This is a genomic window from Streptomyces sp. NPDC086549 (genome assembly GCF_044746205.1).
Lineage (GTDB): Bacteria > Actinomycetota > Actinomycetes > Streptomycetales > Streptomycetaceae > Streptomyces.
In genome coordinates this window covers 169,078-194,892 of sequence record NZ_JBIVBS010000003.1, presented here as the reverse complement: position 1 = coordinate 194,892, position 25,815 = coordinate 169,078, and the positions used below count along the sequence as shown (strand labels likewise).

23 protein-coding genes are annotated in these 25,815 nt (G+C 72.8%); 5 read left to right on the top strand and 18 right to left on the bottom strand.

Annotation, left to right across the window (positions count from 1 at the left end):
• Positions 1–257: 257 nt before the first annotated feature.
• The 8 genes from ACIPSA_RS11820 to ACIPSA_RS11785 form a co-directional block, all read right to left on the bottom strand.
• Complete coding sequence (locus ACIPSA_RS11820) at positions 258–854, bottom strand: cysteine hydrolase family protein (RefSeq protein ID WP_402632246.1); 597 nt, start codon at positions 852–854, stop codon at positions 258–260.
• The gene (locus ACIPSA_RS11815) at positions 851–2,350 is read right to left on the bottom strand and encodes an MFS transporter (protein ID WP_402632243.1); all 1,500 of its coding nucleotides are present in this window, start codon (positions 2,348–2,350) and stop codon (positions 851–853) included. Before ACIPSA_RS11815 ends, ACIPSA_RS11820 begins: the two co-directional genes overlap by 4 nt.
• Positions 2,347–2,817 (bottom strand): MarR family winged helix-turn-helix transcriptional regulator, encoded by a 471-nt coding sequence (locus ACIPSA_RS11810; RefSeq protein WP_402632240.1) that lies wholly within the window; start codon positions 2,815–2,817, stop codon positions 2,347–2,349. The genes ACIPSA_RS11815 and ACIPSA_RS11810 overlap by 4 nt, the downstream gene beginning before the upstream one ends.
• Before the next feature lie 90 nt (positions 2,818–2,907).
• Entirely contained in the window at positions 2,908–5,025 is a 2,118-nt protein-coding gene (locus tag ACIPSA_RS11805; RefSeq protein WP_402633740.1) for an SWIM zinc finger family protein, read from the bottom strand.
• 326 nt (positions 5,026–5,351) lie between these two features.
• Positions 5,352–8,219 carry an SNF2-related protein gene (locus tag ACIPSA_RS11800; RefSeq protein WP_402632237.1) on the bottom strand — a complete coding sequence of 956 codons (2,868 nt, stop codon included), beginning with the start codon at positions 8,217–8,219 and terminating at the stop codon, positions 5,352–5,354.
• 99 nt (positions 8,220–8,318) lie between these two features.
• On the bottom strand, positions 8,319–8,897 hold the full coding sequence (locus ACIPSA_RS11795; RefSeq protein ID WP_402632235.1) for a sugar kinase: 579 nt from the start codon (positions 8,895–8,897) through the stop codon (positions 8,319–8,321).
• Complete coding sequence (locus ACIPSA_RS11790) at positions 8,894–10,039, bottom strand: ROK family glucokinase (RefSeq protein ID WP_402632232.1); 1,146 nt, start codon at positions 10,037–10,039, stop codon at positions 8,894–8,896. The genes ACIPSA_RS11795 and ACIPSA_RS11790 overlap by 4 nt, the downstream gene beginning before the upstream one ends.
• A gap of 224 nt (positions 10,040–10,263) precedes the next feature.
• A complete protein-coding gene (locus ACIPSA_RS11785; protein ID WP_402633737.1) occupies positions 10,264–11,013 on the bottom strand; it encodes a GntR family transcriptional regulator in 750 nt (249 codons plus the stop codon).
• A 117-nt stretch (positions 11,014–11,130) separates the two neighbouring features.
• Here ACIPSA_RS11785 and ACIPSA_RS11780 point away from each other — a divergent pair, with 117 nt between their 5' ends.
• Complete coding sequence (locus ACIPSA_RS11780) at positions 11,131–12,153, top strand: Gfo/Idh/MocA family oxidoreductase (RefSeq protein WP_402632229.1); 1,023 nt, start codon at positions 11,131–11,133, stop codon at positions 12,151–12,153.
• Between the two features lie 27 nt (positions 12,154–12,180).
• On the opposite strand, the gene ACIPSA_RS11775 is transcribed toward ACIPSA_RS11780, so the two are convergent.
• The 3 genes from ACIPSA_RS11775 to ACIPSA_RS11765 form a co-directional block, all read right to left on the bottom strand.
• The gene (locus tag ACIPSA_RS11775) at positions 12,181–13,362 is read right to left on the bottom strand and encodes a cytochrome P450 (RefSeq protein WP_402632227.1); all 1,182 of its coding nucleotides are present in this window, start codon (positions 13,360–13,362) and stop codon (positions 12,181–12,183) included.
• Positions 13,363–13,438: 76 nt separating this feature from the next.
• A complete protein-coding gene (locus ACIPSA_RS11770) occupies positions 13,439–14,137 on the bottom strand; it encodes a response regulator (RefSeq protein ID WP_402632224.1) in 699 nt (232 codons plus the stop codon).
• Between the two features lie 96 nt (positions 14,138–14,233).
• Complete coding sequence (locus ACIPSA_RS11765) at positions 14,234–15,487, bottom strand: sensor histidine kinase (protein WP_402633734.1); 1,254 nt, start codon at positions 15,485–15,487, stop codon at positions 14,234–14,236.
• 182 nt (positions 15,488–15,669) lie between these two features.
• On the opposite strand from ACIPSA_RS11765, the gene ACIPSA_RS11760 reads away from it, so the two are divergent.
• Positions 15,670–15,870 carry a hypothetical protein gene (locus ACIPSA_RS11760; protein ID WP_402632221.1) on the top strand — a complete coding sequence of 67 codons (201 nt, stop codon included), beginning with the start codon at positions 15,670–15,672 and terminating at the stop codon, positions 15,868–15,870.
• Between the two features lie 55 nt (positions 15,871–15,925).
• Here ACIPSA_RS11760 and ACIPSA_RS11755 read toward each other — a convergent pair whose 3' ends face one another.
• The 4 genes from ACIPSA_RS11755 to allB all read right to left on the bottom strand — a co-directional run bounded on the left by ACIPSA_RS11755 (position 15,926) and on the right by allB (position 19,915).
• Entirely contained in the window at positions 15,926–16,321 is a 396-nt protein-coding gene (locus tag ACIPSA_RS11755; RefSeq protein WP_402632218.1) for a ribonuclease domain-containing protein, read from the bottom strand.
• A gap of 162 nt (positions 16,322–16,483) precedes the next feature.
• Entirely contained in the window at positions 16,484–17,299 is an 816-nt protein-coding gene (locus tag ACIPSA_RS11750) for an AIM24 family protein (RefSeq protein WP_402632215.1), read from the bottom strand.
• 97 nt (positions 17,300–17,396) lie between these two features.
• On the bottom strand, positions 17,397–18,512 hold the full coding sequence (gene alc, locus ACIPSA_RS11745) for an allantoicase (protein ID WP_402632212.1): 1,116 nt from the start codon (positions 18,510–18,512) through the stop codon (positions 17,397–17,399).
• A gap of 62 nt (positions 18,513–18,574) precedes the next feature.
• Complete coding sequence (gene allB, locus ACIPSA_RS11740) at positions 18,575–19,915, bottom strand: allantoinase AllB (protein WP_402632210.1); 1,341 nt, start codon at positions 19,913–19,915, stop codon at positions 18,575–18,577.
• Positions 19,916–20,189: 274 nt separating this feature from the next.
• Between allB and ACIPSA_RS11735 the strand changes: the two genes are divergently transcribed.
• Entirely contained in the window at positions 20,190–20,981 is a 792-nt protein-coding gene (locus ACIPSA_RS11735) for an IclR family transcriptional regulator (protein ID WP_402632207.1), read from the top strand.
• A gap of 456 nt (positions 20,982–21,437) precedes the next feature.
• On the opposite strand, the gene ACIPSA_RS11730 is transcribed toward ACIPSA_RS11735, so the two are convergent.
• Positions 21,438–21,752 carry a DUF5955 family protein gene (locus tag ACIPSA_RS11730; RefSeq protein ID WP_402632204.1) on the bottom strand — a complete coding sequence of 105 codons (315 nt, stop codon included), beginning with the start codon at positions 21,750–21,752 and terminating at the stop codon, positions 21,438–21,440.
• A 187-nt stretch (positions 21,753–21,939) separates the two neighbouring features.
• On the opposite strand from ACIPSA_RS11730, the gene ACIPSA_RS11725 reads away from it, so the two are divergent.
• Positions 21,940–22,539: an NTP transferase domain-containing protein gene (locus ACIPSA_RS11725; protein WP_402632201.1), complete on the top strand. Its 600-nt coding sequence runs from the start codon at positions 21,940–21,942 to the stop codon at positions 22,537–22,539.
• Positions 22,540–22,722: 183 nt separating this feature from the next.
• A complete protein-coding gene (gene aceB / locus ACIPSA_RS11720) occupies positions 22,723–24,348 on the top strand; it encodes a malate synthase A (RefSeq protein WP_402632198.1) in 1,626 nt (541 codons plus the stop codon).
• Positions 24,349–24,367: 19 nt separating this feature from the next.
• Here the strand turns inward: aceB and ACIPSA_RS11715 are convergent, their stop codons facing one another.
• Together ACIPSA_RS11715 and ACIPSA_RS11710 are read right to left on the bottom strand one after the other, a co-directional pair.
• Positions 24,368–24,664 carry a SelT/SelW/SelH family protein gene (locus tag ACIPSA_RS11715; RefSeq protein WP_402632195.1) on the bottom strand — a complete coding sequence of 99 codons (297 nt, stop codon included), beginning with the start codon at positions 24,662–24,664 and terminating at the stop codon, positions 24,368–24,370.
• A complete protein-coding gene (locus tag ACIPSA_RS11710; protein ID WP_402633731.1) occupies positions 24,661–25,572 on the bottom strand; it encodes a HipA family kinase in 912 nt (303 codons plus the stop codon). Before ACIPSA_RS11710 ends, ACIPSA_RS11715 begins: the two co-directional genes overlap by 4 nt.
• Positions 25,573–25,815: the final 243 nt, after the last annotated feature.

Here is a 25,815-nt window from a genome sequence, read left to right as displayed (position 1 = left end):
CACCGTGCGGGGCGGCCGGCTGGTCGGCGTACGTCCTCGGGACGGCCGTTCGGGTCGAGCACGCGGCCGTCGTCGGTGATTTCCGACGCCTGGACTTCACATCTATTTGACAGCTGCATATTAGCAGCTTTGCCGCATTTCGACCCCCGCAGCTGACCCGCGGATGACAGATGCCCCGCAGATGACAGCTGTCGACCGGTGCCCTCACCGGCCGATGACAAAGCCCCCGGTGGCCAGGGCCAACGGGGGCTGTCGTGTCAGGCGGACCGCAGGAGGTCGCGCAGGGCGGCGGTGTCGAGGAGGTGCGCCCGGGACGGGAACACCTTCTCGACCAGCACCCGGTGGATCTCCGGGTCCGGGTCGGCGACGCCGTCGGACAGGACGTAGACCCGGTAGTCGCGGTCGGCGGCCTCGTTGAGCGTGGACAGCACGACGCCGCCGGTGCTGATCCCGGCGAGGATCAGGGTGTCGATACCCCGCTCGCGCAGCTGCTGGTGGAGGTCGGTGGTGGAGCCGGACCCGAAGCGGATCTTGCGTACGACGATGTCGCCGTTCTCGGGGGCTATGCGGGCGTCGACCTGGGTGGCGGCGTCCTCGTGGTGCATCAGCTTCGCGGCGGCGACCGCACTGAAGGTCTTGTTGGTCTCCGGAACCGCCGCCCAGTCGTCCTCGGTGAAGGCGACACGGACGTAGCCGATGGTGCCGCCGGCGGCACGGACGTCGGCGATGGCGCCCTTGACCCGCTCGACGAGTGCGTCGGAGTCGGGCGCGATCGGGACGATCCCGTTCTGGAAGTCCATGGCCAGCAGGGCCGTGCGTTCGGGGTCGATCGTGGGGAGGGCGGAGGTGCTCACGCGGGGTTCTCCTTGACGGGGGTGTTCGTGGTGGGGGTGTCGGTCGTGGTGTTCCCGGTGGTGCCGGGCGAGCCGGCCGGCCGGTTCGCGCGACCGCTCATCAGGTCGCGGTCGAGGACGGTCAGCAGCAGGACTGCGAGGCCCGCCGCGACCAGCACCAGGCCGAGAGTGTGCAGGCCGTGGTCGCTCGCGCCGTCGCGGAAGACGGCGCTGCCGATCACGGCGGAGGTGATCGTTCCGAGGTATCCGAAGGTCCGGAACAGTCCCGAGGCCGTGCCGATCTGCTCGGGCGGTGCCGCGAGGTAGAGGGCGGTCTGGTTGCCGACCGTGGTGGCGGCGGACGTGACGCCGAAGATCAGGGAGACCAGCACGATCACGAGCGCCGGGCTGTGCGAGGTCAGCAGCATGATGCCGACCGAGCCGAGCAGCATGGTCACCGCCGAGGCGATCAGCGGCCCGCGCACCAGATTGCGCCGGGCGAGCGGGCGCGAGAGCAGCGCGGAGACGGCGCCCATCGGCAGCAGCAGGAGTCCCGCAGTCAGGGTGGACAGTCCGTGCCCGGCCTCCATCCACTGGGTCATGCCGTACATCACGGAGTAGACGCCGAGCAGGGTGAGGGCCTGGCGCAGATAGGTGCGGGCGAGGGCGCCGTTGGCGGCCAGCCCACGGAAGTCGAAGAAGGGCGTGGCCTTCCGCAGCTCCCACACGACCGTGGGCACCGCGGTGAGGACGAAGACGGCCAGAGCGATCCACTCGGGGTGGGGCAGGCGCATCAGGAAGACGACCAGTGCGCTCATGGACACCGCGAAGCCGAGGATGCCGGGCAGGTCGATCCGGTCGGCGACCCGGCGGAAGCCGCTGTGCGCGCGGTCGAGTCCGGCGTCCCCGGGCAGCCAACGGGCTGCCATGGCCAGCGCGATGACGGTGACGGGGATGTTGATCAGGAAGGCCCAGCGCCAGCCCGCGGCACCCACCAGCAGTCCACCGACCGGCGGGCCGACGGCGGCGGTGGCCATGCCCGCGATCGCGATGCCGCCGAGCACACCGCCCGGTGGAGCGTCGAGACCGGCCTCCTCGGCGCGGCGCCGGATCAGCACCATGGCGCAGGGGAATCCGGCTGAGGTGCCGATGCCGATCAGTACCCGGGCGACGGTCAGCATCGCCAGGTTCTGGCCGAGGCCGCCGACCACACCTCCGAGCAGCACCAGCACGATGCCCGAGAGGAAGATCCGGCGTGCGCCGAGCACCTCCGCCAGCTTGCCCGCCGTGGGCTGCGCGACGGCGCTGGCCAGGTAGAGCGAGGAGACCAGCACGGCCGTGCTGCCCATCGAGACGTGCAGGTCGGCGGCGATCGGCACCAGGCCGGTCGCGATGATGGAGCTGTTGACCGGGTTGAGGCTGGAGCCCACGTAGAGGGGCGTGGTGAAGGACCACGAGAAGGGCCGTCGTGCGAGGTCGTGCGCCGGCGCCTCGGTCCGGGCCGGGGTCGTCCTCATATGCCGCCGTCGCTCAGGTCGTCCGCGGCGAGGCGTTCGAGCAACTCGATGGCCTTCTCGACGTCCTGGCGCTCGCCGGGGGCGACGACCCGGTCGATGGCCCGTGCCAGGAACACGGCGCGTCCCTGGAGCAGCCTCCCGACCAGGTCGGTAGCCGACGGGTCGGGGCTCATCAGCTTCTTGCGGCCGTCCTGCGGATCGGGCTCGCCGTGGACCAGGCCGGCGGCCTTGAGCACCGCCAGGCTCTGCGCGATGGACTGCGGGCTGACGTGCTCCAGCGAGGCGAGCCGGGCCGCGGTGACCGGGCCCTCCCGCACCACGCTCGCCAGCACGCTGAGCTGCGTGGGGGTCAGGCCCGTCGCGTGCTGCCCCGATTCCGCCCGCAGGCGTGCCCGCAGCCGCTTCATCGCGTCGTTGAGACGCTCCGCGGTCGCGGCGGACTGCTGCCGGGCGTGGTCTGTGTTCATGAAGCGCAGCGTAATACTCGACAAGAAACTTTGCCAAGTTACTTGTCTATTTTCGGGAACGGTTGGGTCCAAGGCCGGGCGGGGGCCGTGTCACAGGGCGTCCGGCGTGTCCAGTCCCGTCAGCGCGCCCACCGGGTCCAGGTCCGGCGTGCCCCGGGGCCACCAGTCGTCCTGCCCCGGTTCCGACTCGTACGCGTACCACAGGCCGTCGCGGCCCAGGCGGAGCTGGACGTGGCCCCGGGGGTGGGTGAGGCGGTTGCGCCAGGGGCGGAACGCCGGGAGGTCGGCGGCCAGGAGCAGCGGTCTGGCCCGGTCGAAACGGCCCGCGGGCGGGTCCCAGGGCTCCTCCAGGACGCCGAGTCCGTCGAGCCCGCCCTGCCGCCAGGCGGCCACCGCGCGCGCCAGCTCGGCCGGGGTCCGTCCGGCGGCCGAGGCGAGCGAGGAGTAGAGGGCGCGGGTGCCCGCGGTCAGGCCGGAACCGGGGCGGGCCGCGGCGAGGCGCACCGCGTCCTGCCACAGTGTCAGCTCGCCCACCGGGTCACGTCCGGTGCCGAGCAGCGCGTGCGCGCGGGTGGCTGCATCCGTCGCCAGCTGGTCCAGGGCGAACGGGTCGGGGCCGTCCGGAGCCGCCGGATACACCGGGGGCTGTTCCGGATGCAGGGGTGGTGGCAGCGGCGCCGGGAGGGACGGCAGTCGACGCGGTGCGAGGGCTTCGGACGCGCGTACGCCGGGAAGGGGGGCCGGTCCCTGTTCCTGCGCGGCGCGGGCCGCACGGGCGGCATTGCGGCGGGACAGCGCGTCGAGCAGCTCGCGCTCACCGCGGCCGCGCAGCAGGAGCAGCACGAAGGGGTCCGCGTCGAGCAGGCGTGCCGTCTGGTAGCAGAGGGCGGCGGCGTGCTTGCAGGGGTGGCCGGAGTCTGGGCAGCTGCAGCGCGGTTCGAGGTCTCCGGGGCCGGGCAGGAGGGGGACTCCGCAGTCGGCGAGGGACTGCGGCAGCTCCCTGTCGAGCAGTGCGGCGATGTGGCCGGGCCGGTCGGCGGCCGCGTCCAGGAACCGGTCCCAGTCGGCCTCGCCGAGGGTGCGCAGCCGGACCTGCACGCGGTACGGCCGCGGCCGGCTGCCCTGCACGTACGCGAGGACGAGCCCCGGCGTCACGGTGATGGCGTCCACCTGCCCCCGCTCCGCGTACCCACGCCCACGGGCCAGCCGTTTCACATCCAGCGCGCCCCGCTCCAGCGCGTCGACCCAGGCGTTGCCCCACCAGGTGTCGGCGAAGCCCGCGCCCTCCTTCGGCGTCCGGGGCCGGAACGCGGGGAAGGTGCGGCGGAGTTCGCCGTCGCGGTGGGGGGTCGCCATCGTGCGGGGGACGGGCGGGGGTGCCGGAGCCTCCGCGGAAATGGTGCTCGGGGCCGCGGGGTGCGACAGCGCGTCGGCCGCGTGCGTCGGGGCGCCGGTGAAGGTTGCCGAAGTGCCCTGACTCTCCTGGGCGTGGGCCTCGGCCCCCTCCCCCGGGCCATCGGTCGCCGACGGCATCCGGAACGCGCCCGAGAGGAACTCCCGTATGTCACGGGCAACTCGGGCCCGGTCCACACCGCGGCCCGCTGCGGCGCCCCCGCCGGCACGGGAAGCGGACGGCTCGGGTCGCGACAGGCGTGACGGGCGTGACGGACTTGAAGAGGAAAACGCGGAGCGGGCCGAGGAGACCGGGCGGCGTGCGGTGTCCGCTCCCCCTGGGGACACGGCGTCCGCTTCTGCCTTCACGCTCTCCCGGCGCGCGGCTCGCAGGGCCTCGCGCGCCGCGTCCCCGGGACGCCCTCCGGTCCGGGCCGCACCACGAGCACCGGGAGCGTCCCGCGGAGCGGGTCGGTCACCGGTCTCGTCCGCGCCGGCCGCGGCGCCCGCCGCCGCACCGACCTCGACGCCACGGGACCCGGCAGCGTCACCGGTGTCGACTCCACGGGACCCGGCAGCGTCACCGGTGTCGACACGACGGGACCCGGCAGCGTCGTCGGTGTCGACACGACGGGACCCGGCAGCGTCGTCGGGGCCCGCCCCCGAAGCGCGGCGGGCGGACACGGCCGACCGGAGTGCCGCCCGCGCGGCGTCACCGGGCCGGGGTCCACCGACGACGGGGGTCTCCACCGTGCCGCCCTCGGCCCTGCCCCTCGCCGCCGGTCCCCCGGCTCGCTCCGCGCGCTCGGAGGACAGCTGCGGCTCCGCGGCCTCACCCTCGGCAGCCTGTCCCCCAGCCCCTGCCGGTGCCTCGGCAGCCTGTCCCCCAGCCCCTGCCGGTGCCTCGGCAGCCTGTCCCCCAGCCCCTGCCGTTCCCTCGAACACCGGTCCCCCAGCCCCGGCCGTTCCCTCGGACACCGGTTCCCCGGCCCCGGCCGTGCCCTCGGGAGTTTCCGCCGCCCCCTCGTCCGAGCCCTCCCGCAGCCTGTTCGCCCGGTCCCGCGCGTCCCGCAGCGCCCGGCGCGCCACGTCACCGGGGCGTGGCTCCCCGGACGTCCCCCGCGACAGCCCGCCCGCCCCGGTCACGACGACCTCCGCAGCGACACCAGGTCGGACAGCTCCCGGTCCGTCAGTTCCGTGAGGGCCGCCTCGCCGGAACCGAGGATCGCGTCGGCCAGGGCGCGCTTGGCTGCCAGCATCTCGGCGATGCGGTCCTCGACCGTGCCCTCGGTGACCAGCCGGTGGACCTGGACCGGCTGGGTCTGGCCGATGCGGTAGGCACGGTCGGTGGCCTGCTCCTCGACCGCCGGGTTCCACCAGCGGTCGAAGTGGATGACATGGCCCGCACGGGTGAGGTTCAGGCCCGTGCCCGCGGCCTTCAGGGACAGGATCAGGACGGGCGTCCGCCCGCTCTGGAACCGGTCCACCATGCGTTCACGCTCCGGAACCGGCGTGCCGCCGTGCAGGAGGTCCACGGGGACCGCGCGGGCGGAGAGGTGGGAGGCGATGAGACGGGCCATCCCGACGTACTGCGTGAAGACGAGCGCCGAGCCGTCCTCGGACAGCAGGGTGTCCAGCAGCTCGTCGAGCAGGGCGAGTTTGCCGGAGCGGGCGGACAGCCGGTCGCCGTGCGCCTCCTCCTTGAGGTAGAGCGCGGGGTGGTCGCAGATCTGCTTGAGCGCGCCCAGGAGCTTCAGTACCAGGCCCCGGCGCGCGATGCCGTCCGCCGTCTCGATGGCCAGCAGCGACTCCCGCACCACCGCCTCGTACAGCGCGGCCTGTTCACGGGTGAGCGGGACCGGGTGGTCGGTCTCCGTCTTGGGCGGCAGCTCCGGGACGATGCCGGGATCGGACTTCTTGCGGCGCAGCAGGAAGGGGCGCACGAGGCGGGCCAGCCGGGTCACCGCTTCGCTGTTCTCGTCGGCCGCACCGTTCTCCACCGCGCGCGCGTGCCGGGCGCGGAAGGACTTGAGGGGGCCCAGCAGTCCGGGGGTCGTCCAGTCCAGCAGGGCCCACAGTTCGGACAGGTTGTTCTCCACCGGGGTGCCGGTCAGGGCCACGCGCGCGGGGGACGGGATCGTGCGCAGTGCCTTCGCCGTCGCCGAGTACGGGTTCTTGACGTGCTGCGCCTCGTCCGCGATCACCATGCCCCAGGGCTGCTCGGCCAGCCGCGCGGCCGTCGACCGCATCGTGCCGTACGTCGTGAGGACGAAGCCGCCGTCCAGGTCGTCCAGGGTGCGGTCCGGGCCGTGGAAGCGGCGGACAGGGACGCCGGGGGCGAAGCGGGCGATCTCCCGCTGCCAGTTGCCGAGCAGGGACGCCGGGCAGACCACCAGGGTGGGCTCCTCGCGGGCCCGCTTGAGGTGCAGGGCGATGACCGTGATCGTCTTGCCGAGCCCCATGTCGTCGGCGAGGCAGCCGCCCAGGCCGAGGGAGGTCATCAGGTCGAGCCAGGCCAGTCCGCGGAGCTGGTAGTCGCGGAGGGTGGCGTGCAGGCCGGCGGGCGGCTCGGCCGGCCGGAGCCCGGCCGTCAGGCGGTCGCGCAGGGCGGCCAGCGCGCCGGCCGGCACGGCCTCGACGGTCTCGCCGTCGATCTCCGCGCTGCCGGTGAGCGCGACGGACAGCGCGTCGACCGGGTCGAGCAGGCCCAGTTCGCGTCTGCGGGCCTTGCGGACGAGGGCCGGGTCGACGAGCACCCAGCGGTCGCGCAGCCGGACGACCGGCCGGTGGGCCTCGGCGAGCGCGTCCATCTCGGCGTCGGTGAGCGGGTCGCCGCCCAGGGCCAGCTGCCAGCGGAACTGGAGCAGTTCCTCGCTCTCGAAGAAGCCGGTGCCGTCGGTCGCCGAGCCCGGCGCGGGCCGTACCACCGCGGCCGCGCTCAGGTCCTGCGCCAGGTCCCTGGGCCAGTGCACGGCGACCCCGGCCGCGGCGAGCCGGGTGGCCGCCACGCCGAGCAGTTCGCCCAGCTCCTGCTCGGACAGGGCCAGTACGTCGGGCACGTCCTGCTCGCGGAGCCGGTCCAGCGGCGCCCACACGCGAGCGGCGCGGCGCACGGCCAGTGCCGCGTCGACGCGCGCGCGGGGGCCGAACGCCGCGTTGGCGTCCCCCGCCCACAGGGCCGCCGCGTCGGCCACGAGGGTGGGGTCGGCGAGGCTGTGCACCTGGACGATCGCCGCTCCCGCGCCGCGCGTCCCGTCGCCGCCCGCGCCGGCGTCGAACAGGTCGTGCGCGGAGAGGTCGAGGCGGAGCGAGATCCGCACGCCCGCGTCCATCCCGGCGGCGACCTCCGCGGCCCACTCGTGCGCGTGGGGCAGCCGCTGGGGCTCGCGGGCGGCGAAGGGCTTCCCGGAGGTGTAGGGGGCGGCCGGGGTGCGCGGCAGGGTGTCCGCGACCGCGTCCAGGAAGGAGCGCACCAGCGCTTCCGGGTCGGGCAGCAGCAGCGGGCCGGGGCCGGGCAGGGGTACGGCGTGGCCCTCGGCGGGTAGGGCCGCGGCGACCGCGCGCAGATGGGCGATGTCGTCGGGCTCCAGGGGGCCGGCGCGCCAGGCGTCGTGCCCGGTGGGGGTCAGGCCGGGCAGCAGGCGGCCGCGGGCGGCGAGCCGCAGCGCGTGCAGGGCGGCGGCGCCCCAGCACGCCGTGGCCGGGTGGGCGGCCGGGTCGCGCCGGGCCCGCACGAGCACCGGGAGGGCCTCGTCGAGCGGCAGGGACAGCGCGGGCACCTTCCTGCGGCGCACGCCCGCGCCGTGCCGTCGTACGACGGTCAGCTCCTCGCCGTCGACGGTCAGTGGTCCCCCGTCGGGGTCCCAGAAGGCGATCCGGCCCTCGCGCGGGAGGGGCGCGGGCAGGTAGACGGCCGCGAGCCGCACCGGGACGCGCTCCCCCGCCGTCCCGGTCTCCCCTGGCGTCCCGGTCTCCTCCGTGCGCCCGGCCACCGCAGCCGTGCCGCCCATACGTCCTGCCACCTCCCGCCCGTGCCTCGAGTCAGATGTCTTCGACTGTACGGGCGGGGTCTGACAACCGGCCCCGGCGACCGACAGGGGCCCGCGCCGTCAGGGGACCGTGCGGGAGACGACGTACACCATCGGGAAGTTCGGATCGGCCAGGTTCACGACCACGTCCTGGGTCGGCGCCGGGTTCTTCTGCCGGTGGGCCAGGCCCCACCACGGGCCGGGGCCGGTGAAGCTCCAGCCGGTGATCTTCTGGTCGCGGGTGCCGATGGCGATGTCGTCCTTCTTCAGCTCGTCCCGTCTGATGCCCATGCCCTCGAGGAAGCTGTCCAGTCCGGCACTGTTGGTGCGGAACTGCACGTAGAGACGGCTGGTCTTCCAGTTGTTCGTCTCGTAGTAGGCGATCTCGTCGGCCGGGTGCGGGACCGGCACCTGGTACAGCCGGCGCTGCACCTTCGACGGCCAGCCCGCGGTGAGGCCGGTCGCCGAGTACTTCTGCTCCTTGTCCTTGCCGCTGTTGCGGCTCTGGTTGGCGGAGATCACCAGGTAGCCCGCGGGGACGCCGATGAGCAGCACGATGATCAGCAGGGTGAGCGCCCTGCGCCGGGCCTTGTGACGCGGGTTCTCCGGGCGGCGCGGCTCGTCCGGGGGCGCGGCCTGACGGGGCAGGGACGCGGTCATGCCGTGTCCTGGGTACGGCGGGCCTCCGCGTACCGCTCGTAGCGCTCGTACCGCTCCACCCGGCGTCGCTTGGCGCGCCGGAAGCGGCGGGCGACCAGGCGGGCGAGGTCGGCGGCGCCGACCATGCCGGCCTCGGGGCCGAGCTGCGCGCGGGTGATACGGGCCTCGGGGCGGTAGCCGCGGCCGGTGAGGTGGCGCTTGAAGGCGTCCCGCGCGGGGCCGATCAGCAGGTCGTCGGCCGCGCTGACACCGCCGCCGATCACGAAGCAGGACGGGTCCAGGGCGGCGGCGAGGTTCGCGATGCCGACGCCGAGCCACTGGCCGATGTCCTGGAGCAGCTCGATGCACATGGCGTCGCCCTCGCGGGCGAGTTCCGTGATCATCGGCCCTGTGATGTCGGCGACGTTGCCCTTGACGTGCTCGATGATCCCGTACGCCACCGGTGAGTCGGCGGCGGCCAGCTCCCTGGCCTCGCGCACGAGGGCGTTGCCGGAGCTGTACTGCTCCCAGCAGCCGCGGTTGCCGCACGGGCAGCGGTGGCCGCCGGGCACGACCTGCATATGACCGAACTCACCGGCGACACCGAACTTGCCGCGCTTGACCTGGCCGTCCTCCAGGATCGCGCCGCCGATGCCGGTGCCCAGCGTGATCATGACGAGGTGGTCCTCGCCACGCCCGGCGCCGAACCGCCACTCCGCCCAGGCGGCCGTGTTGGCGTCGTTGTCCACCAGGACCGGGACGGAGAGGCGGCCGGAGAGGCGGTCCCGCAGCGGCTCGTTGCGCCACGACAGGTGGGGCGCGAACAGCACGCGGTTGCGGTCGGCGTCGACCCAGCCGGCCGCGCCGATGCCGACCGCGTGGACGTCGTGCCGGTCGGAGAGGTCCAGGACGAGTTCGACGATGGTGTCCTCGACGACCTTCGGACTCTTCGACTTGTCCGGGGTCTCGGTGCGGACCTTCTCGAGGATGTTGCCGTCGGCGTCCACGACGCCCGCCATGACCTTGGTGCCGCCGATGTCGATGCCGACCGTCGGCACGCGGGGCGCGGTCAGGTGTGACCGGCGTTCCCGGGTGCCCACGGTACGCAGGACCGGGGCCCGGCGGGAGCCGATGGGGGCGGTGAGGTCGCGGTAGGTGCTCATCGGGCTCGATTCTGCCTCACCGGGAGGTGGGGTGCCGTGCAGGGGAGCGAAGGGGGATACCCGATCTTTGCCGACCGCGGGTGCGCCGTGGCCGGTCGCGCCCACGCGGCGCGGCCGCGACGGCGAGGACGGTGGCAGGGGCGGTGGCGGGGGCGAGCACATCCTTCACATTGTCCGGACATTACGACGCATCAGGCCGTACGTCGGGGCGCGTCGGGCGGCCTTCAGGGCCGCACGAGCAACTGGAACTCGAACGAGTAGCGGGTCGGGCGGTAGGTGTGGTCGCCGAACTCGACCGCGCGGCCCGTGTCGTCGAAGGTGGTGCGCTGCATGGTGAGCAGCGGGGCGCCCTCCTCCTCGGCGAGCCGCTCGGCCTCGGCGGCCGTGGCACCCCGGGCGCCGATGGACTGCCGGGCGCTGTGCAGGGTGATACCGGCGGACCGCATCATCCGGTACAGGCCGGTGGCCTCCAGCTGCGCGGTGTCCAGGTCGAGCAGGCCGGGCGGCAGATAGTTGACCAGGTACGCCATCGGCTCGCCGTGGGCCAGGCGCAGCCGCTCGATGCGGTGCACCTCGCCGCCCTCGGCGACCCCGAGCGCGGCCGCGACCTCGGCGGTCGCCGGGACGACGGTGTTGACCAGGACCTTGGTGGCGGGGCGCTGACCGGCCGCCTCCAGGTCGTCGTAGAGGCTGCTGAGCTCCAGCGGGCGCTTGACCTGGCTGTGCACGACCTGCGTGCCGACCCCGCGGCGGCGGACGAGGAGACCCTTGTCCACTAGGGACTGGATGGCCTGGCGGACGGTGGGCCGGGACAGGCCTAGCCGCGCGGCGAGCTCGATCTCGTTGCCCAGGAGGCTGCCGGGAGTGAGGTCTCCGTGCTCGATCGCGGCCTCCAGCTGCTGGGACAGCTGGAAGTACAACGGCACCGGTGAGTTCCGGTCCACTCTGAGGTCGAGCGCTACGGTCGGGTCCACTGCTGGTTTCGGCACGGCCCGAGCGTAGCTCCGTGAATGGTTGACGGGAAGTTGTGTAGTTCGATTGTCCGGACATACGCATTGACAGCGTGCGGGGTGGGCCCTCACTTTGTTTCCATGCGCATCGGGGTCATCGGTACGGGCCGCATAGGCACCATTCATGCGAACACGCTCAGCCGCCATCGCGAGGTCGGGTCACTGATCCTCACGGACGCCGATCCGGCACGGGCCCAGGAGCTCGCGCACCGTCTGGGGGAGACGGCGGCGCCGGGGGTGGACGAGATCTTCAAGTGGGGCGTGGACGCCGTGGTGATCACCACGGCGACCTCGGCGCACGCCGAACTGATCGGCCGGGCGGCGCGGTCCGGGCTCCCGGTCTTCTGCGAGAAGCCGATCGCCCTCGACGTGCCCGGCACGCTGCAGGCGCTCGCCGAGGTCGAGGCCGCCGGCACGGTCCTGCAGATGGGGTTCCAGCGGCGTTTCGACCCGGGCTACGCCGGTGCGCGGGAGGCGGTGCGCTCGGGGCGGCTCGGGCGGCTGCACACGATCCGGGCGCTGACCTGCGACCAGTCCCCTCCCCCGGCCGATTGGCTGCCGCTGTCCGGCGGGCTGTTCCGGGACACCCTGATCCACGACTTCGACGTGCTGCGCTGGGTGACGGGACGCGAGATCGTCGACGTGTACGCGACCGGGTCGGACGCCGGCCCCAGGATGTTCCGTGAGGCGGGGGACGTCGACACGGGCGCGGCCGTCCTCACGCTCGACGACGGCACACTGGCCACGGCGACGGCGACGCGGCTGAACGGGGCCGGCTACGACGTCCGGATGGAGCTCGCCGGGGAGCTGGACACGGTCGTGGTGGGCCTGGACGACCGTACGCCGGTCGCCTCGACCGAGCCGACCGGGCCGCCCGCCGCGGACAAGCCGTGGACCGGGTTCCTGGAGCGGTTCGGGCCCGCGTACGAGGCCGAACTGTGCGCCTTCGTGGAGGTCCTGCGCGGCGGGCGGGCCAACCCCTGCGACGGCGGCGAGGCGCTCCAGGCCCTGCGCGTCGCCGAGGCCTGCGAAGTGTCCCGCCGGGAGCGCAGACCGGTACGGCTGGCGGAGATACCGGACGGCACCCGGCCGGCGCTCGGCTGACCGGCGACCGGGTGCCTCTCCGTGCCCCTACCAACGCACCGGCAGGCTCCGCACCCCCCGCATCAGCATGCCCGGCAGCCAGTCACCGGGTGCGCCGTCCAGGGCGAGGGCCGGGGCGCGCTCCAGGAGGGAGCGGAGAGCCGTGCGGGCCTCCAGGCGGGCCAGGGGTGCGCCCAGGCAGAAGTGGATGCCGTGCCCGAAGGCCAGGTGGCCACGGGTGTCGCGGCGGATGTCGAAGCGGACGGGGTCGGCGTAACGGGTCGCGTCGCGGTCGGCCGCGCTGAGCGTGACCAGCACGATGTCGCCCTGCGCGACGGCCGTCCCCGCGATGTCCAGTGGTTCCACGGCGTATCTGTACGTCGCGTTCTCCACCGGCCCCTGGTAGCGCAGCGACTCCTCGATCGCGGCGTCGAGGAGCGTCATGTCGGCACGCAGGGCGGCCAGTTGGTCGGGGTGGCCGAGCAGGGCGAGGACCGTGTTGCCGATGAGGTTGACGGTGGTCTCGTGGCCGGCGATCAGCAGGATGAAGGCCATGCCGCGCAGTTCCTGCGGGGAGAGCCGGTCGCCGTCCTCGGCGGTGGTGCGGATCAGGTCGCTGAGCAGGTCGTCGCTGGGACCGGCGCTGCGCTTGTCCTCGATCAGCTCGGTGAGGTAGTCGGCGAGCCCGACGAAGGCCTCGTACTCGCTCTCCGCGCTGGTCGGTGCGACCGTCTCCGTGGACAGCTTCCGGAACTCCGCGCGGTCCAGCTCGGGGACGCCGAGCAGTTCGCAGATCACGGTGATCGGCAGCGGGTAGGCGAGGGCATCGATGAGGTCGGCGCGGCCGTGCGGGAGCATCTCGTCGAGCAGTCGGTCGGTGATCTGCTGAATCCTCGGGCGCAGTTCCTCCACCCGGCGCATGGTGAACGCGCGCGTGATGAGCCCGCGCAGACGCGTGTGCTGCGGCGGGTCGGCGAGCAGGAGGTGCTTGCCGATGAGCTCCTCGTCGAAGAAGCGGACCCCGAATCTGCCGCCGTCCTTGGACAGCCGCGGGTCGGCGAGCGCCGCGCGTGCCTCCTCGTACCCCACGACGAGCCAGGTCTCGAGCTCTTCGGGTGCCGGGAGCCGTACGCGGTGCACGGGGCCGAGCTCCCGCAGCCGCGCGTAGACCGAATGCGGGTCCTCGCGGAGCCCGTCTCCGAATTCACTCAGGTCGATCACTTGCCCCATGATCCTCCCCATCTCGGACAGTCCCGAGGTCCTCCGGGGCGCGCCCCGGTGAACCGACAACGCGTGGCCGGCCCGGCTAGTGCCCGGCCCTCCCCTCCGCGTCCTTCCCGCTCCCCTCGTCCAGCATCCCCGCGTCGTAGGCCAACAGCGCGATCTGCACGCGGTTGTTGAGGCCGAGTCTGGCCAGGATGCGGGAGACATGGGTCTTGACGGTGGCGACGCTCATGAAGAGTCCGGCGGCGATCTGGGCGTTGGCGAGCCCGCGGCCGACCGCTACGGCGACCTCGCGTTCACGGTCGTTGAGTCCCGCGAGCCGCTCCCGCGCGCGGGCTCGACGGGTGTCGGCGGGGGCACCGGCGGCGTGCTCCATCAACTGGCGGGTGACGGTGGGCGACAGCACGGGGTCGCCGGCCGCCACCCTCCGTACCGCGTCGACCATCTCGGCGGGCGGGGTGTCCTTGAGGACGAAACCGGCGGCGCCCGCGCGCAGGGCACGCAACACCTGCTCGTCGGCGTGGAAGGTGGTGAGGACGACGACCTGCGGGGCGTCCTCGCGGCGGCGCAGCCGCTCGGTCGCGGTCAGCCCGTCCACCGACGGCATGCGGATGTCCATCAGGACGACGTCCGGCCGGGTGCGGTCCACGAGCGCCTCGACCTCGCCGCCGTCGGCGGCCTCCCCGACGATCTCGATGTCGTCGGCCCCGCCCATCATGAGGGACAGGCCCGCCCGCACCAGCGGATCGTCGTCGACGAGCAGCAGTCTGATCGCAGTCATGGGCCCTACGTAATCACGGTCGTGCGGTAACGGATCACGGTCGTGCGGTAACAGATCGCGGTCGTGCGGCAACGGATCACGGTCGTACGGCACCCCTCACCCCTCACCCCACGGCAACCGGGCCCGCACCTCGAACCCCCCGTCCGCCGTGGGCCCGTGTGCCAGGCGGCCCCCGGCCAGCGTCGCGCGCTCCGTCAGGCCGATCAGGCCCTGGCCCGAGCCCGGCACGGGCGGGACATCGGCCTCCGGAGCGGGGTTGCGCACCGCCACGGCCAGGCCGTCGCCGGGGGCGCCCGTGACGGTCACCGTGACCTCGGTGCCGGGGGCGTGCTTGCGGGCGTTGGTCAGTGCCTCCTGGGCGATGCGGTAGACGGTGCGGCCGACGGCGGCGGGGACGGCCGCGGGGTGGGTGACCCGGCCGTCGAGAGTGACCTTCATGCCGGCCTCGCGGGACTCGGCGACCAGGGCGTCCAGCGCGGCGAGCGTCGGCTGGGGCCGGCCCGCGTCGTCGCGCTCGCCCGCCCGCAGCACGCCGATGATCTCCCGCAGGTCCTGGAGGGCCTCGTGCGCGCTCTCCCGGATCACGCCGGCGGCCCGCGCGACCTCCTCGCGGGGCGCGTCCGGGCGGAACTCCAGGGCTCCCGCGTGGACGCTCAGCAGGGTGAGCCGGTGGGCGAGTACGTCGTGCATCTCGCGGGCGATGGCCTCCCGTGCGAGCCGCTGCGCCCGCTCGGCGCGCAGCCGCGCCTCCGTCTCGGCGCGGCGGGCGCGGTCGCGCAGGCTGAGCGTCAGCTGCCGCTTGGCGCGCACGAACATGCCCCAGCTGACGACCGAGACGGTGAGCAGCGTCGTCAACGCGACCATGCCCGCGTACGGCACGTCCGGGTCGGGGCGCAGCCAGAGGGAGAGCGGGACCAGTGCGAGGTCGACGCCGCCGATCCAGGCCACGTACCGGAAGGGCCGGTGCACGGCGAGGGTGAACGCCACGACCATGCTCGCGCCGCCCGCGGTGTTGGACAGGAAGCCGACGGGGATCATCGCGACGGCGAGCGCGACCGGCCACCGGCGCCGGAACCAGACGGCCGCACAGGCCAGTGCGCCCAGCAACTGGTCGAGGACGGCGAGGGCGTGCGGCAGGTTCGGCTCGTCGGGCAGGGACTGCGCGCCCAGGAGGCCGACGACGACGGCCAGCAGGAAGCAGGAGAAGTCGACGACCCAGTCGCGCGCGGTGCGTCGCGGCCGCCGCCCGGAGGATCCGACGTCCGGGTCCAGTTCGTGCATCACGGCGGACGGGAACAGCCACCGGCGGACCGTGAACTCGTGCGACACCCCGGCCGTCTCGTCACCCATCACGGTCGGCAAATCTACGCAGCGTGGGCCCGCGTGGCTCCCCCGCGGTCGGGGTCGCCGACCAAAGTCGCGCCGTTGTGGACTTTCGGCGGTCCGACGCGTCCCGATCGCAGTCCTCCGGCGGGCAGTGACCCGCCCCGCGGCCGATGCGTGGGGGCAGACCGCGGGGCGAGAGTCCTGCCATGAAGAAGTTGCTGGAACTGATCGGATTCATCGCCCTGGTGCAGGGTGTGCTGGGCCTGGTGCACGAGTTCACCCACTGGCACGTGGGTCTCGTGCAGCGGCTCGGCTTCCTCGACGGCTACGAGGTCTATGTGAGCGCCGGCCTGGTGGTGCTGGCGTTCGCGCTGTTCGCCGCCGCGGAGAGCCGGAGGTCCGGCTGAGCGCCGCACGGACCTCCGGCTGGTCGCACTGTTCCCCAGGACCCGATGCCCGGCTTCAGCAGCCGAAGTCGATCAGGTCGAACGTGGCGTAGTGGTCCGCCGTGTAGTAGTCCTCCTCGTACTCCTCACCGGTGACGATGCGCCGGGCACCGCGGGTGGAGGAGCCGGGGGTCTTCACCGTGTACTCGTGGTAGTAGCCGGACGACTGGCTGGGCAGAACGCCTTCGCGGTTGGAGAAGACGGTGCCGTCCTGCGAGTACGGGAAGGGGCCACCCTGGTCGATGAGCCGGAGGGTGGTGTACGCCTGCGAGGGCAGGTCGCTGTAGCAGATGCTGCCGACGGACGCGGCAGCCGCGTCCGCCGTGGTGGCGGTGACGGCGCCGCCCACGAGGAGGGCGGACAGGAGGGCGCCCGCGGCGCCGATGCGGGTGATGCGTGGGGGGAATCTCATGGCTTCATGATGACGCGCGTAGATGGTGGCATGTCAATGACAAGTCTGAAGAGTTTCCCCTCAAGTCCGATGAGTTTTCGGGGAGTTAACCTGCGCGCTGGGGCGAATGATCTGCGGTCAGGAATTTTCGGTGGAGTTCGTACAAGCCGTACGTCGGCCGTCTCACCCCACGTGCGTGGAGAACAGTCCGCCGGTCGGCCCCTGCTTGTCGCCGCCCTGCGCCTTCTTCAGGGCGTTGGCGAGGCCCTCGATGGTCAGGGACTGCAGGATGACCCGGCCGTTGCCCTCCAGGGTGGCCAGCGACAGGCCCTCGCCGCCGAAGACCGCGTTCATGATCCCCTGGCGGTTGAGGCCGCCGACGCGCTGGACGCCGTACTGGATGCCCTCCTCGAAGGCGACGACACAGCCGGTGTCGACCTCGATGCGGCCGCCGAAGTCGGCCGGGTTGAGGTCGATGAAGTTGCCCGCCCCGGCGATGATCACCGTGCCGTACCCGGTGAACTTCTCCAGGACGAAGCCCTCGCCGCCGCTCCTGCCGGTGCGGCCGCCCTGGAAGGCGATGCCGAATTCGACGGTGGACTCGGCGGCGACGAAGGCGTCCTTCTCGGCGAACCACGCGCGCGTGCCGTTCAGCTCCAGGGCGCGCATCTCGCCCGGGAGGACGCCCGCGAAGCCGACCGTGCCCTCGCCGCCCTGCGCGGTGAAGTACTGGAAGGCCAGCGACTCGCCCGCGAGGACGCGCTGGCCGACCTGCATGGCCGTGCCCATGGCCTGGCGCAGCATGCCGCCCATGCCGCCCCCGCCCTGGGGAGCGCCGCCGTTGCCGTTGCCGGACGGGCTGCTCAGGCGGGTCTCCATGGTCACGTTCGTGGTCTTGAACAGGAACTTCCCCGCCTCGCAGTACACGGTCTGGCCGGGGTTCAGGTTGACGACAGCCATCTGCATGGCGTTGCCGACGATCTCTTGCTGAAGGGTCACGAGGGGAGAACGCGAAAGGCGGAGGGAAGAGTTCCGCTCGCCGGAGACCAGTGACCGACGACTCACGGAACCCCTGAAGTCCGGCAGGCGGTCCGGGTCAGCCGCCCAGCTCCTGATGGCGGGCCGCCAGGGCCGACGCGCCCTCCTCCGTCAGGGAGCCGAACAGGCGCAGGCGGGAGATGCCGCCGTCGGGGAAGATGTCCACGCGCGCGTGCGTGCCGACGGCGGGCTCCGGCAGGACGAAGCGGTGGTCGGTGTCGGGCTGGAGGCGGGTGCGCGGGAGGATCTCGCGCCAGTCGCCGTTCTCGCCGTCCCGCACGGACACCGCCGCCCAGCCCGCGCTGTTGCCCTTGAGGCAGGCCGTGTCGATCCCGATCGCGCGGATCCGGGCCTGGGCCGCCAGCCGGTAGCGGATCCAGTCGTTGCCCCGGTCGCGGCGGCGGCGGGTCTCCCAGCCCTCGTCCATCGTGCGGGAGCGGCCCGGCCGGACGGTGTTGGCCGCCGGCGAGTAGAAGAGGTCGGAGGCGTCCTCGACCCGGCCGCCGTTCTCCAGGGCGACCACGTCGAAGGTGCCCAGGACCGCCAGCCACTCGGGGTCGGGGACGACCTCGCCGTACACCCGCAGGCGCGCGATGCCTCCGTCGGGGTGCTGGTTGACGCGCAGGTGCGTGAAGCGCTGTTCGACCGAGACGGCGAAACCGTTCGCCGCGTGGCCGCCGACAGGGGTGCGCGGGACGAGGGTCGTCCACTTCACGTCGTCGCCGAGCAGCTCCCGCGGGGACGGGGCACCCGGCACGGACGCGCCCTCGACCGACACCGCCTGCGGGTAGTTGCCGCGGAAGTGGGCCGTGTCGACCACGATGCCCCGCACGACACCCGGCGCGCCGAGGCGGACGAGCGCCCAGTCGTGGTCCTCGGCCGTGGGCCAGGGGTGCTCGGCCGAGGCTCCGCGCCGGCGGCGCGTCTCCCAGCCGTCCATGATCTTGCCCTTGTGCCCGAAGCGCTCGGGGTCGAACTCGGCCCGCCCGGGCACCAGCAGGTTCTCCCGCTCGGCGAAGAACTCGTCGTTGGCGGCGATGACACCGGCGCCGAGCCGCCGGTCGGCGAGGTCGGCGTGGTGGGTGAAGGGGAAGTCGGCGGTGCGGTAGTCCGCGTACGGGTCACCGCCACCGTAGGGGTTCGCGTCGCCGGTGAAGCTCTGGATCGCCGTCACGGGGATCAGGGGTCCTTTCGGGAGTCGGCCGTTGCGGGCGCGGGTGCGGATGCCGGTGCGGGTCAGGTGGCGCGGGTCAGCAGGCGGCCCTTCGGTTCGGTGAACTCGCCGTCCGCGACGATGCGTTCGCCGCGCAGCCAGGTGGACTTCACGACCCCGTGCAGGGTCCTGCCCGCGTACGCCGTGACACGGTTGCGGTGCTGGAGGGCCGCCGGGTCCACGGTGAACGTCTCGTCGGGGGCGAACACGGCGAAGTCGGCGTCGCGGCCCGGCTCGATGGCGCCCTTGTGCGCGTCGAGGCCGACGAGGGCGGCCGTACGCGTCGACATCCAGCGGACGACGTCCTCCAGGCCGTGTCCGCGCCGGCGCGCCTCGGTCCAGACGGCCGCCAGGCTCAGCTGAAGGCCCGAGATGCCTCCCCACGCGGTGGCGAAGTCGTCGGTCTTGAGGTCGGCCGTCGACGGCGAGTGGTCGGTGACCACGCAGTCGATGGTGCCGTCGGCCAGCGCCTGCCAGAGCAGGTCCTGGTTGGCGGCCTCGCGGATGGGCGGGCAGCACTTGAACTCGCTGGCGCCGTCCGGGACCTCCTCGGCGGTCAGGGTCAGGTAGTGCGGGCAGGTCTCCACCGTGATGCGGACGCCCTCGGCCTTGGCCGCGGCGATCAGGGGCAGCGCGTCACCGGAGGACAGGTGCAGGACGTGCACGCGCGCGTGGAGGCGCTTCGCCCGGTCGATGAGGCCCGCGATGGCGGTGTCCTCGGCGTCACGCGGGCGGGAGGCGAGGAAGTCGGCGTATCGGGGGCCGCCGTGCTGCGGGGCCGCGTCCAGGTGGTGCGGGTCCTCGGCGTGCACGATCAGCAGGCCGTCGAACCCGGCGATCTCGGCCAGCGACCGGGCCAGCTGCTCCTGGTCGAGGTGCGGGAACTCGTCCACGCCCGACGGCGACAGGAACGCCTTGAAGCCGAAGACGCCGGCGTCGTGCAGCGGGCGCAGGTCCTTGACATTGCCGGGCAGGGCGCCGCCCCAGAAGCCGACGTCGATGTGCGCCTTGTCGGCGGCCACCCGCCGCTTCGTACGGAGGTGGTCGACCGTCGTGGTCGGCGGGAGGGAGTTGAGGGGCATGTCGACGAGGGTGGTGATGCCGCCGGCCGCCGCGGCGCGCGTGGCGGTCCAGAAGCCCTCCCACTCGGTGCGGCCGGGGTCGTTGACGTGCACGTGGGTGTCGACCAGGCCGGGCAGCAGGACGTCGTCACCGAGGTCCTCCAGGCGGGCCGTGGAGGGTACGCCGGCGTCGTACGGCAGTACGGCCGTGATCCGCCCGGCGGAGACCGCGACCAGAGCGGCCCGCGTTCCCTCCGGGGTGATGACGCGCGTCGAGCGCAGCACCAGTTCAGCGTCGGACACCCGGACCCCTCTCTCTGCCGCCGTTTTACTTCCAGGAAACGGGATTTACGCCCACGTAATGGAATTCAACGTTCTGTTGAAGGAGTCTTCACTCCCGCTCCCGCGCCGTCAAGAGGCACACTTCTCCACGGCGCATCCGACCGCACCACTCTGGACGTTTCCACAAAGCGGAATTAGAATTCCGGCAGACAGAACGTGGCTACGTACAAGCGGGGAGTCGGCCGACTGCCGGTTAGGCTTCTGCCCTTCGTGCCAGTCCCGAAAGGAACGCGCCGTGCCGACGTCCAGCGCCAGCACCACCGGCTCCGCCAGGTCCGCCGGCGGCGGGGTCCAGTCCCTGGAGCGCGCCTTCGACCTGCTGGAGCGGATGGCCGACGCGGGCGGCGAGGTCGGCCTCAGCGAGCTGTCCGCGAGCAGCGGACTGCCGCTGCCCACCATCCACCGCCTGATGCGCACACTGGTGGCCTGCGGCTACGTACGCCAGCAGGCCAATCGCCGGTACGCCCTCGGCCCCCGCCTGATCCGCCTCGGCGAGTCGGCCTCCCGGCTGCTCGGCACCTGGGCCCGCCCCTACCTCGCCCGCCTGGTCGAGGAGACCGGCGAGACGGCGAACATGGCACTGCTGGACGGCGACGAGATCGTCTATGTCGCCCAGGTGCCGTCCAAGCACTCGATGCGCATGTTCACCGAGGTCGGCCGGCGCGTCCTGCCGCACTCCACGGGCGTCGGCAAGGCCCTGCTCGCCGACGTCCCCGACCAGGAGGTGCGCGCCCTCCTGTCCCGCACCGGCATGCCGGCCGCGACGGAGAAGACGATCACGACGCCGGACGGCTTCCTGGCCGCCCTGGAGGACGTGCGCCGCCTCGGGTACGCCGTCGACGACGGTGAGCAGGAGGTCGGCGTCCGCTGCCTCGCGGTCTCGGTGCCCGGCTCCCCCACGGCCGCCGCCATCTCGATCTCCGGCCCGGCGGGACGGGTCACGGAAGCGGCGACGGACAGGATCGTGCCGGTACTCCAGCAGGTCGCGACGGAACTGTCCCTGGCACTGGCGAGCTCGGGCAGCTGAGCCACCGGGCCTCCGGGCAGCCGGACGCGAACCCGCACCCTGCCGACCGGGCACCGCCCCGTTCGCCACCGGGCACCACCCGCACCGCCCCGCGCAATGCCGGGCGCCGACCGCCGCCGAGCCCGGACGGCCGGACGCGATCCTGCGCCCCGTGGGCCAGGCCGGCCGGCCGTGCGTCGGTCGGGCGCTGTCGTGTCCCGCGAGGCGGGCGCCGTCCACGTCCCGCCGGTGCGTGTGGCATCGCGCCGGTGCCTCGGCCACCGCCCCGGCGTCGAAGGCGCCGTCGAGGCGGGAGTGCCGCCGCCCCTCGCGATCGAGCCCCGGCCCCGCGCGTGACCACCGCCGCACCTCGCGCGGCGGGCCTGCCGGGCGCGCGGCACCTCCGCCGAAGCCGAGCCGCAGCATCAGCCACAGCCACAGCCACAGCCACCACAGGGTTCGTCCGCGGGCCGCCGTTCAGCCGCGCGGCGGTTCCCCGAACAGGTCCACCGCGTCGCGGACCTCGGACAGCCCCCGCGCCAGTGCGCTGACGGAGCCGATCGCGCCCGCGACCAGGAGCAGGGAGCGGCGCAGGCGGGGTATCTCGGGGATCCCGCTCACGGCCATCGCGGCGAGCGCCGCCAGTTCGTCCTCGGCGATGCTGCGGTCGGGGAACTCCGCGGGGTGCGCGGCGAGTTCGCGGCGGAGCCGGGACACCGCGGTCCGCAGTTCCGCCACTCTCGGGTCCTCGTCGCTGCCGGTCACTGGCCTCTGTCCCAAGCTCCGCAACACAGCCCTCCCCCTGGCACGCCGCCCTGCGCACACGCCTCGCGTTCCCGCCCGGTGCCCCGTGGCGTCGGTCGGGCGCCGGGGGACGCGGGTCAGTAAACGCCACCCGCTAGGCGGTGCGCCACACCGCGGACCGAAATTCCGGTCACGGAAGCCGGTCGCTCGACGCCGCGTCAGGTATGCAGGACGTATGACGGACAACCAAGGCCGAATCGCCGGTCTGCTGCTCGCCGCGGGCGGCGGAAGACGGCTCGGCGGACGCCCCAAGGCGCTGCTCGAACACCGGGGACGGCCGCTCGTCGAGCACGCGGTCGGTGTCCTGCGCGCGGCCGGGTGCGGCCGTGTCCACGTGGTCCTCGGGGCGCAGGCGGACACCGTGCGCGACAGGGCGGAGCTGCCCGACTGCGTCCTGGTGGAGAACCCGCACTGGAAGCAGGGCATGGGCTCCTCGCTGCGCGCCGGGCTCGCCGCGCTCGCCGGAACCGGCACGCGGGCCGCGCTGGTCTCGCTCGTCGACCAGCCCGGCATCGGGCCGGAGGCAGTGGCGCGGGTGCTGGCCGCGTACCGGGGCGAGTGGTCGCTGATCTCGGCCGCGTACGACGGGGTACGCGGGCATCCGGTGCTGTTCGGCGCCGCCCACTGGGCCGGGATCGCCGCGAGCGCGACCGGCGATCAGGGCGCACGTGCCTATCTGAAGGCACACGAGGAGGCGATCACGCTCGTCGAGTGCGGCGATGTGGCACAGCCGTACGACATCGACACGGAAGCCGACCTGATCCACCTCGAATGAGGGGACGGCACCGGGAGCCACCTTGCCTCGACCCGGAGAATCTCGACATCAACAAACCATTGAAGTTCCACAATGAGGAAACTAGTATCCACACTTCAGAAGCGCCCTGTCGCTCCCCGGGCGTCCTCAGTCCTACCCGGTTCGACTGGCACCCGGTGCCATCGCTGAAGGAAGTGACAGCTCATGTCCGCACCAGCGCCGTCTCCGCTGGCCATCGTCGACGCCGAGCCCCTGCCCCGGCAGGAGGAGGTCCTCACCGACGCGGCGCTCGCCTTCGTGGCCGAGCTGCACCGGCGGTTCACGCCGCGCCGTGACGGGCTCCTGGCCCGCCGCGCGGAGCGCCGCGCCGAGATCGCCCGCACCTCCACGCTCGACTTCCTCCCTCAGACCGCCGCGATCCGCGCCGACGACTCCTGGAAGGTGGCCCCCTCGCCCGAGGCCCTCGACGACCGGCGCGTCGAGATCACCGGCCCCACCGACCGCAAGATGACCATCAACGCCCTCAACTCGGGCGCGCGGGTGTGGCTCGCGGACTTCGAGGACGCCTCCGCCCCCACCTGGGAGAACGTCGTCCTCGGCCAGGTCAACCTGATCGACGCGTACACCCGGAACATCGACTTCACCGACCCCGGGTCCGGGAAGTCGTACGCCCTCAAGGCGAACGAGCAGCTCGCCACCGTCGTCATGCGCCCCCGCGGCTGGCATCTGAACGAGCGCCACCTCGTGGACGCGGACGGCAGCCCGGTCCCGGGCGCCTTCGTCGACTTCGGCCTGTACTTCTTCCACAACGCCCAGCGCCTGCTCGACCTCGGCAAGGGCCCGTACTTCTACCTCCCCAAGACGGAGTCGCACCTGGAGGCCCGCCTCTGGAACGACGTCTTCGTCTTCGCGCAGGACTACCTCGGCATCCCCCAGGGCACCGTCCGCGCCACCGTCCTCATCGAGACGATCACGGCGGCGTACGAGATGGAGGAGATCCTCTACGAACTCCGCGACCACGCCTCCGGGTTGAACGCGGGCCGCTGGGACTATCTCTTCTCCATCGTCAAGAATTTCCGCGACGGCGGCCCCAGGTTCGTCCTGCCGGACCGCAACGCGGTGACGATGACGGCCCCGTTCATGCGCGCGTACACCGAACTCCTCGTCCGCACCTGCCACAAGCGCGGCGCGCACGCGATCGGCGGCATGGCGGCCTTCATCCCGTCCCGCCGCGACGAAGAGGTCAACAAGGTCGCCTTTGAGAAGGTCAAGGCGGACAAGGACCGCGAGGCGAACGACGGCTTCGACGGCTCCTGGGTCGCCCACCCCGATCTGGTCCCGCTCGCCATGGAGTCCTTCGACCGGGTCCTCGGCGACAAGCCCCACCAGAAGGACCGTCTGCGCGAGGACGTCCACGTCGAGGCGGCCGACCTGACCGCCGTCGACTCGCTCGACGCGAAGCCGACGTACGCGGGCCTGGTCAACGCCGTCCAGGTCGGCATCCGGTACATCGAGGCCTGGCTGCGCGGCCTCGGCGCGGTCGCCATCTTCAACCTCATGGAGGACGCGGCCACCGCCGAGATCTCCCGCTCCCAGATCTGGCAGTGGATCAACGCGGGCGTCGAGTTCGAGAACGGCGAGAAGGCGACCCCGGAGCTGGCCCGCAAGGTCGCCGCGCAGGAGCTGTCGGCCATCCGCGAGGAGACCGGCGAGGAGGCCTTCGCGGCGGGCCACTGGCAGCAGGCCCATGACCTGCTGCTCCAGGTCGCCCTGGACGAGGACTACGCGGACTTCCTCACCCTGCCCGCGTACGAGCAGCTCGCCGGCTGAGTCCTCGCAGGCGTCCGAGTCACCTGTCCGAGTGGCCCAGGGACTTTCCCGGGGCCACTCGGTCCCGTACGGCCTGCTTCACGGCCGTCGGCTCCGGGAAGCCCTGTGCCCGGCGGTCCCAGACCACCTCGTCGTTCACCCGGACCACGAAGACGCCGCCCGTGCCGGGCTTGAGGGCGAGCTCCGTGAGCTCGGCCTCGAAGGTCGTCAGCAGCTCCTGCGCCAGCCAGGCGGCTCGCGGCAGCCACCGGCACTGGGTGCAGTACTCGATCTCGACCCGCTGCGTGTGCCGCGCGTCCGGGGGGCTGTCCGTCATCCCAGGTGCACCGACCAATCCTGTTCCGCCGCCGGTTTGCCGTGCAGGTCGGGGACCCGCTTGAGCCAGTTCGGACGGCCCTGCTGCGAGCGCTCCGCCCGGAGCGCCTCCTCGGCGGCGAGTTCCTCCCGGGTCGGGAAGTCGGTGGGGAGCCAGGCCGCGGACGCCTCCACGCGCGCGTGGAGATAGTCCACGTACGCCGTGCGGACCTCGTCCGGTGTCGTGAACCCCTCCTCGCCGTCCAGCCAGGCGTCGGGGACCTCGGCAGTGATCTCCCTCAGCAGTTCCCTCGTCACCTTCGGCGCCAGCTCGGCGTCGGCAGCCCGTGTGTCGGGCGCGTAGTGGCCGAGGGCGTGATGGCGGAAGTCGTACGCCTTCGCGGGATCCGAGGCGTCCCAGCGGTGGTGGAAGACGAGGGCGGCGCCGTGGTCGATCAGCCACAGGCGCGGGGGCACCGTGCCGAAGGTGGGCCAGACCATCAGGTTGGAGCTGTGGACCGTACGGTCGACGTTCACGGTCAGGGCGTCGAGCCAGACGATCCGGCCCGCCTCCAGGGGATCGACCCGGAAGGTCTTCGCGGCCTCCGGGGTGAAGTCCTTCGCGCCCGGCAGGAAGTCCATGCCGAGGTTGAGGCCGTCGCTGGCGGCGTGCAGGTCCCGTACCTCCTGGTGCGGCTCGGCGTCGGCGACCGCCGGGTCGAAGTGCACCAGGACCAGTTCGGGGAAGCGAAGGCCGAGCACGCGGGCCAGCTCGCCCACGATCACCTCGGCGACCAGCGCCTTGCGGCCCTGCGCGGAGCCGGTGAACTTCACGACGTACGTCCCCAGGTCGTCGGCCTCGACGACTCCGGGCACGGAGCCTCCGGACCTCAGGGGCTCGATGTAGCGGGTTGCAGTCACCCGCCTCAGCGTTTTCCCAGACCTCACGGCGCTATCGCCTTACATTCCACGTCCAGCCCCCAACAGGCGGTGCGCCCCTTGCTTCCGGCCTCCGACACGAAACGACCATAGTGACCGAGCGTAACAGTTGGTGAGGAGCGCCCGAGCAATCGCGCCGGACCCGTCGCCCCACCCCTTGCCCGACTGATCGCATCGGGCGCTGAACGCGATCTTCAGGACGTTCAGCGGCCCCTCAGCCGCCGGGAGCAAGAG

Coding starts and splice junctions, on each gene's coding strand:
- ACIPSA_RS11760 (WP_402632221.1), top strand. CDS start 15,670: ATGAAGAAGTTGCTGGAACTGATCGGATTCATCGCCCTGGTGCAGGGT.
- ACIPSA_RS11800 (WP_402632237.1), bottom strand. CDS start 8,219: ATGGGCGGCACGGCTGCGGTGGCCGGGCGCACGGAGGAGACCGGGACG.
- ACIPSA_RS11770 (WP_402632224.1), bottom strand. CDS start 14,137: ATGACTGCGATCAGACTGCTGCTCGTCGACGACGATCCGCTGGTGCGG.
- ACIPSA_RS11810 (WP_402632240.1), bottom strand. CDS start 2,817: ATGAACACAGACCACGCCCGGCAGCAGTCCGCCGCGACCGCGGAGCGT.
- ACIPSA_RS11755 (WP_402632218.1), bottom strand. CDS start 16,321: ATGAGATTCCCCCCACGCATCACCCGCATCGGCGCCGCGGGCGCCCTC.
- ACIPSA_RS11795 (WP_402632235.1), bottom strand. CDS start 8,897: ATGACCGCGTCCCTGCCCCGTCAGGCCGCGCCCCCGGACGAGCCGCGC.
- aceB (WP_402632198.1), top strand. CDS start 22,723: ATGTCCGCACCAGCGCCGTCTCCGCTGGCCATCGTCGACGCCGAGCCC.
- ACIPSA_RS11725 (WP_402632201.1), top strand. CDS start 21,940: ATGACGGACAACCAAGGCCGAATCGCCGGTCTGCTGCTCGCCGCGGGC.
- ACIPSA_RS11790 (WP_402632232.1), bottom strand. CDS start 10,039: ATGAGCACCTACCGCGACCTCACCGCCCCCATCGGCTCCCGCCGGGCC.
- ACIPSA_RS11775 (WP_402632227.1), bottom strand. CDS start 13,362: ATGGGGCAAGTGATCGACCTGAGTGAATTCGGAGACGGGCTCCGCGAG.
- ACIPSA_RS11715 (WP_402632195.1), bottom strand. CDS start 24,664: ATGACGGACAGCCCCCCGGACGCGCGGCACACGCAGCGGGTCGAGATC.
- ACIPSA_RS11815 (WP_402632243.1), bottom strand. CDS start 2,350: ATGAGGACGACCCCGGCCCGGACCGAGGCGCCGGCGCACGACCTCGCA.
- ACIPSA_RS11765 (WP_402633734.1), bottom strand. CDS start 15,487: ATGGGTGACGAGACGGCCGGGGTGTCGCACGAGTTCACGGTCCGCCGG.
- ACIPSA_RS11780 (WP_402632229.1), top strand. CDS start 11,131: ATGCGCATCGGGGTCATCGGTACGGGCCGCATAGGCACCATTCATGCG.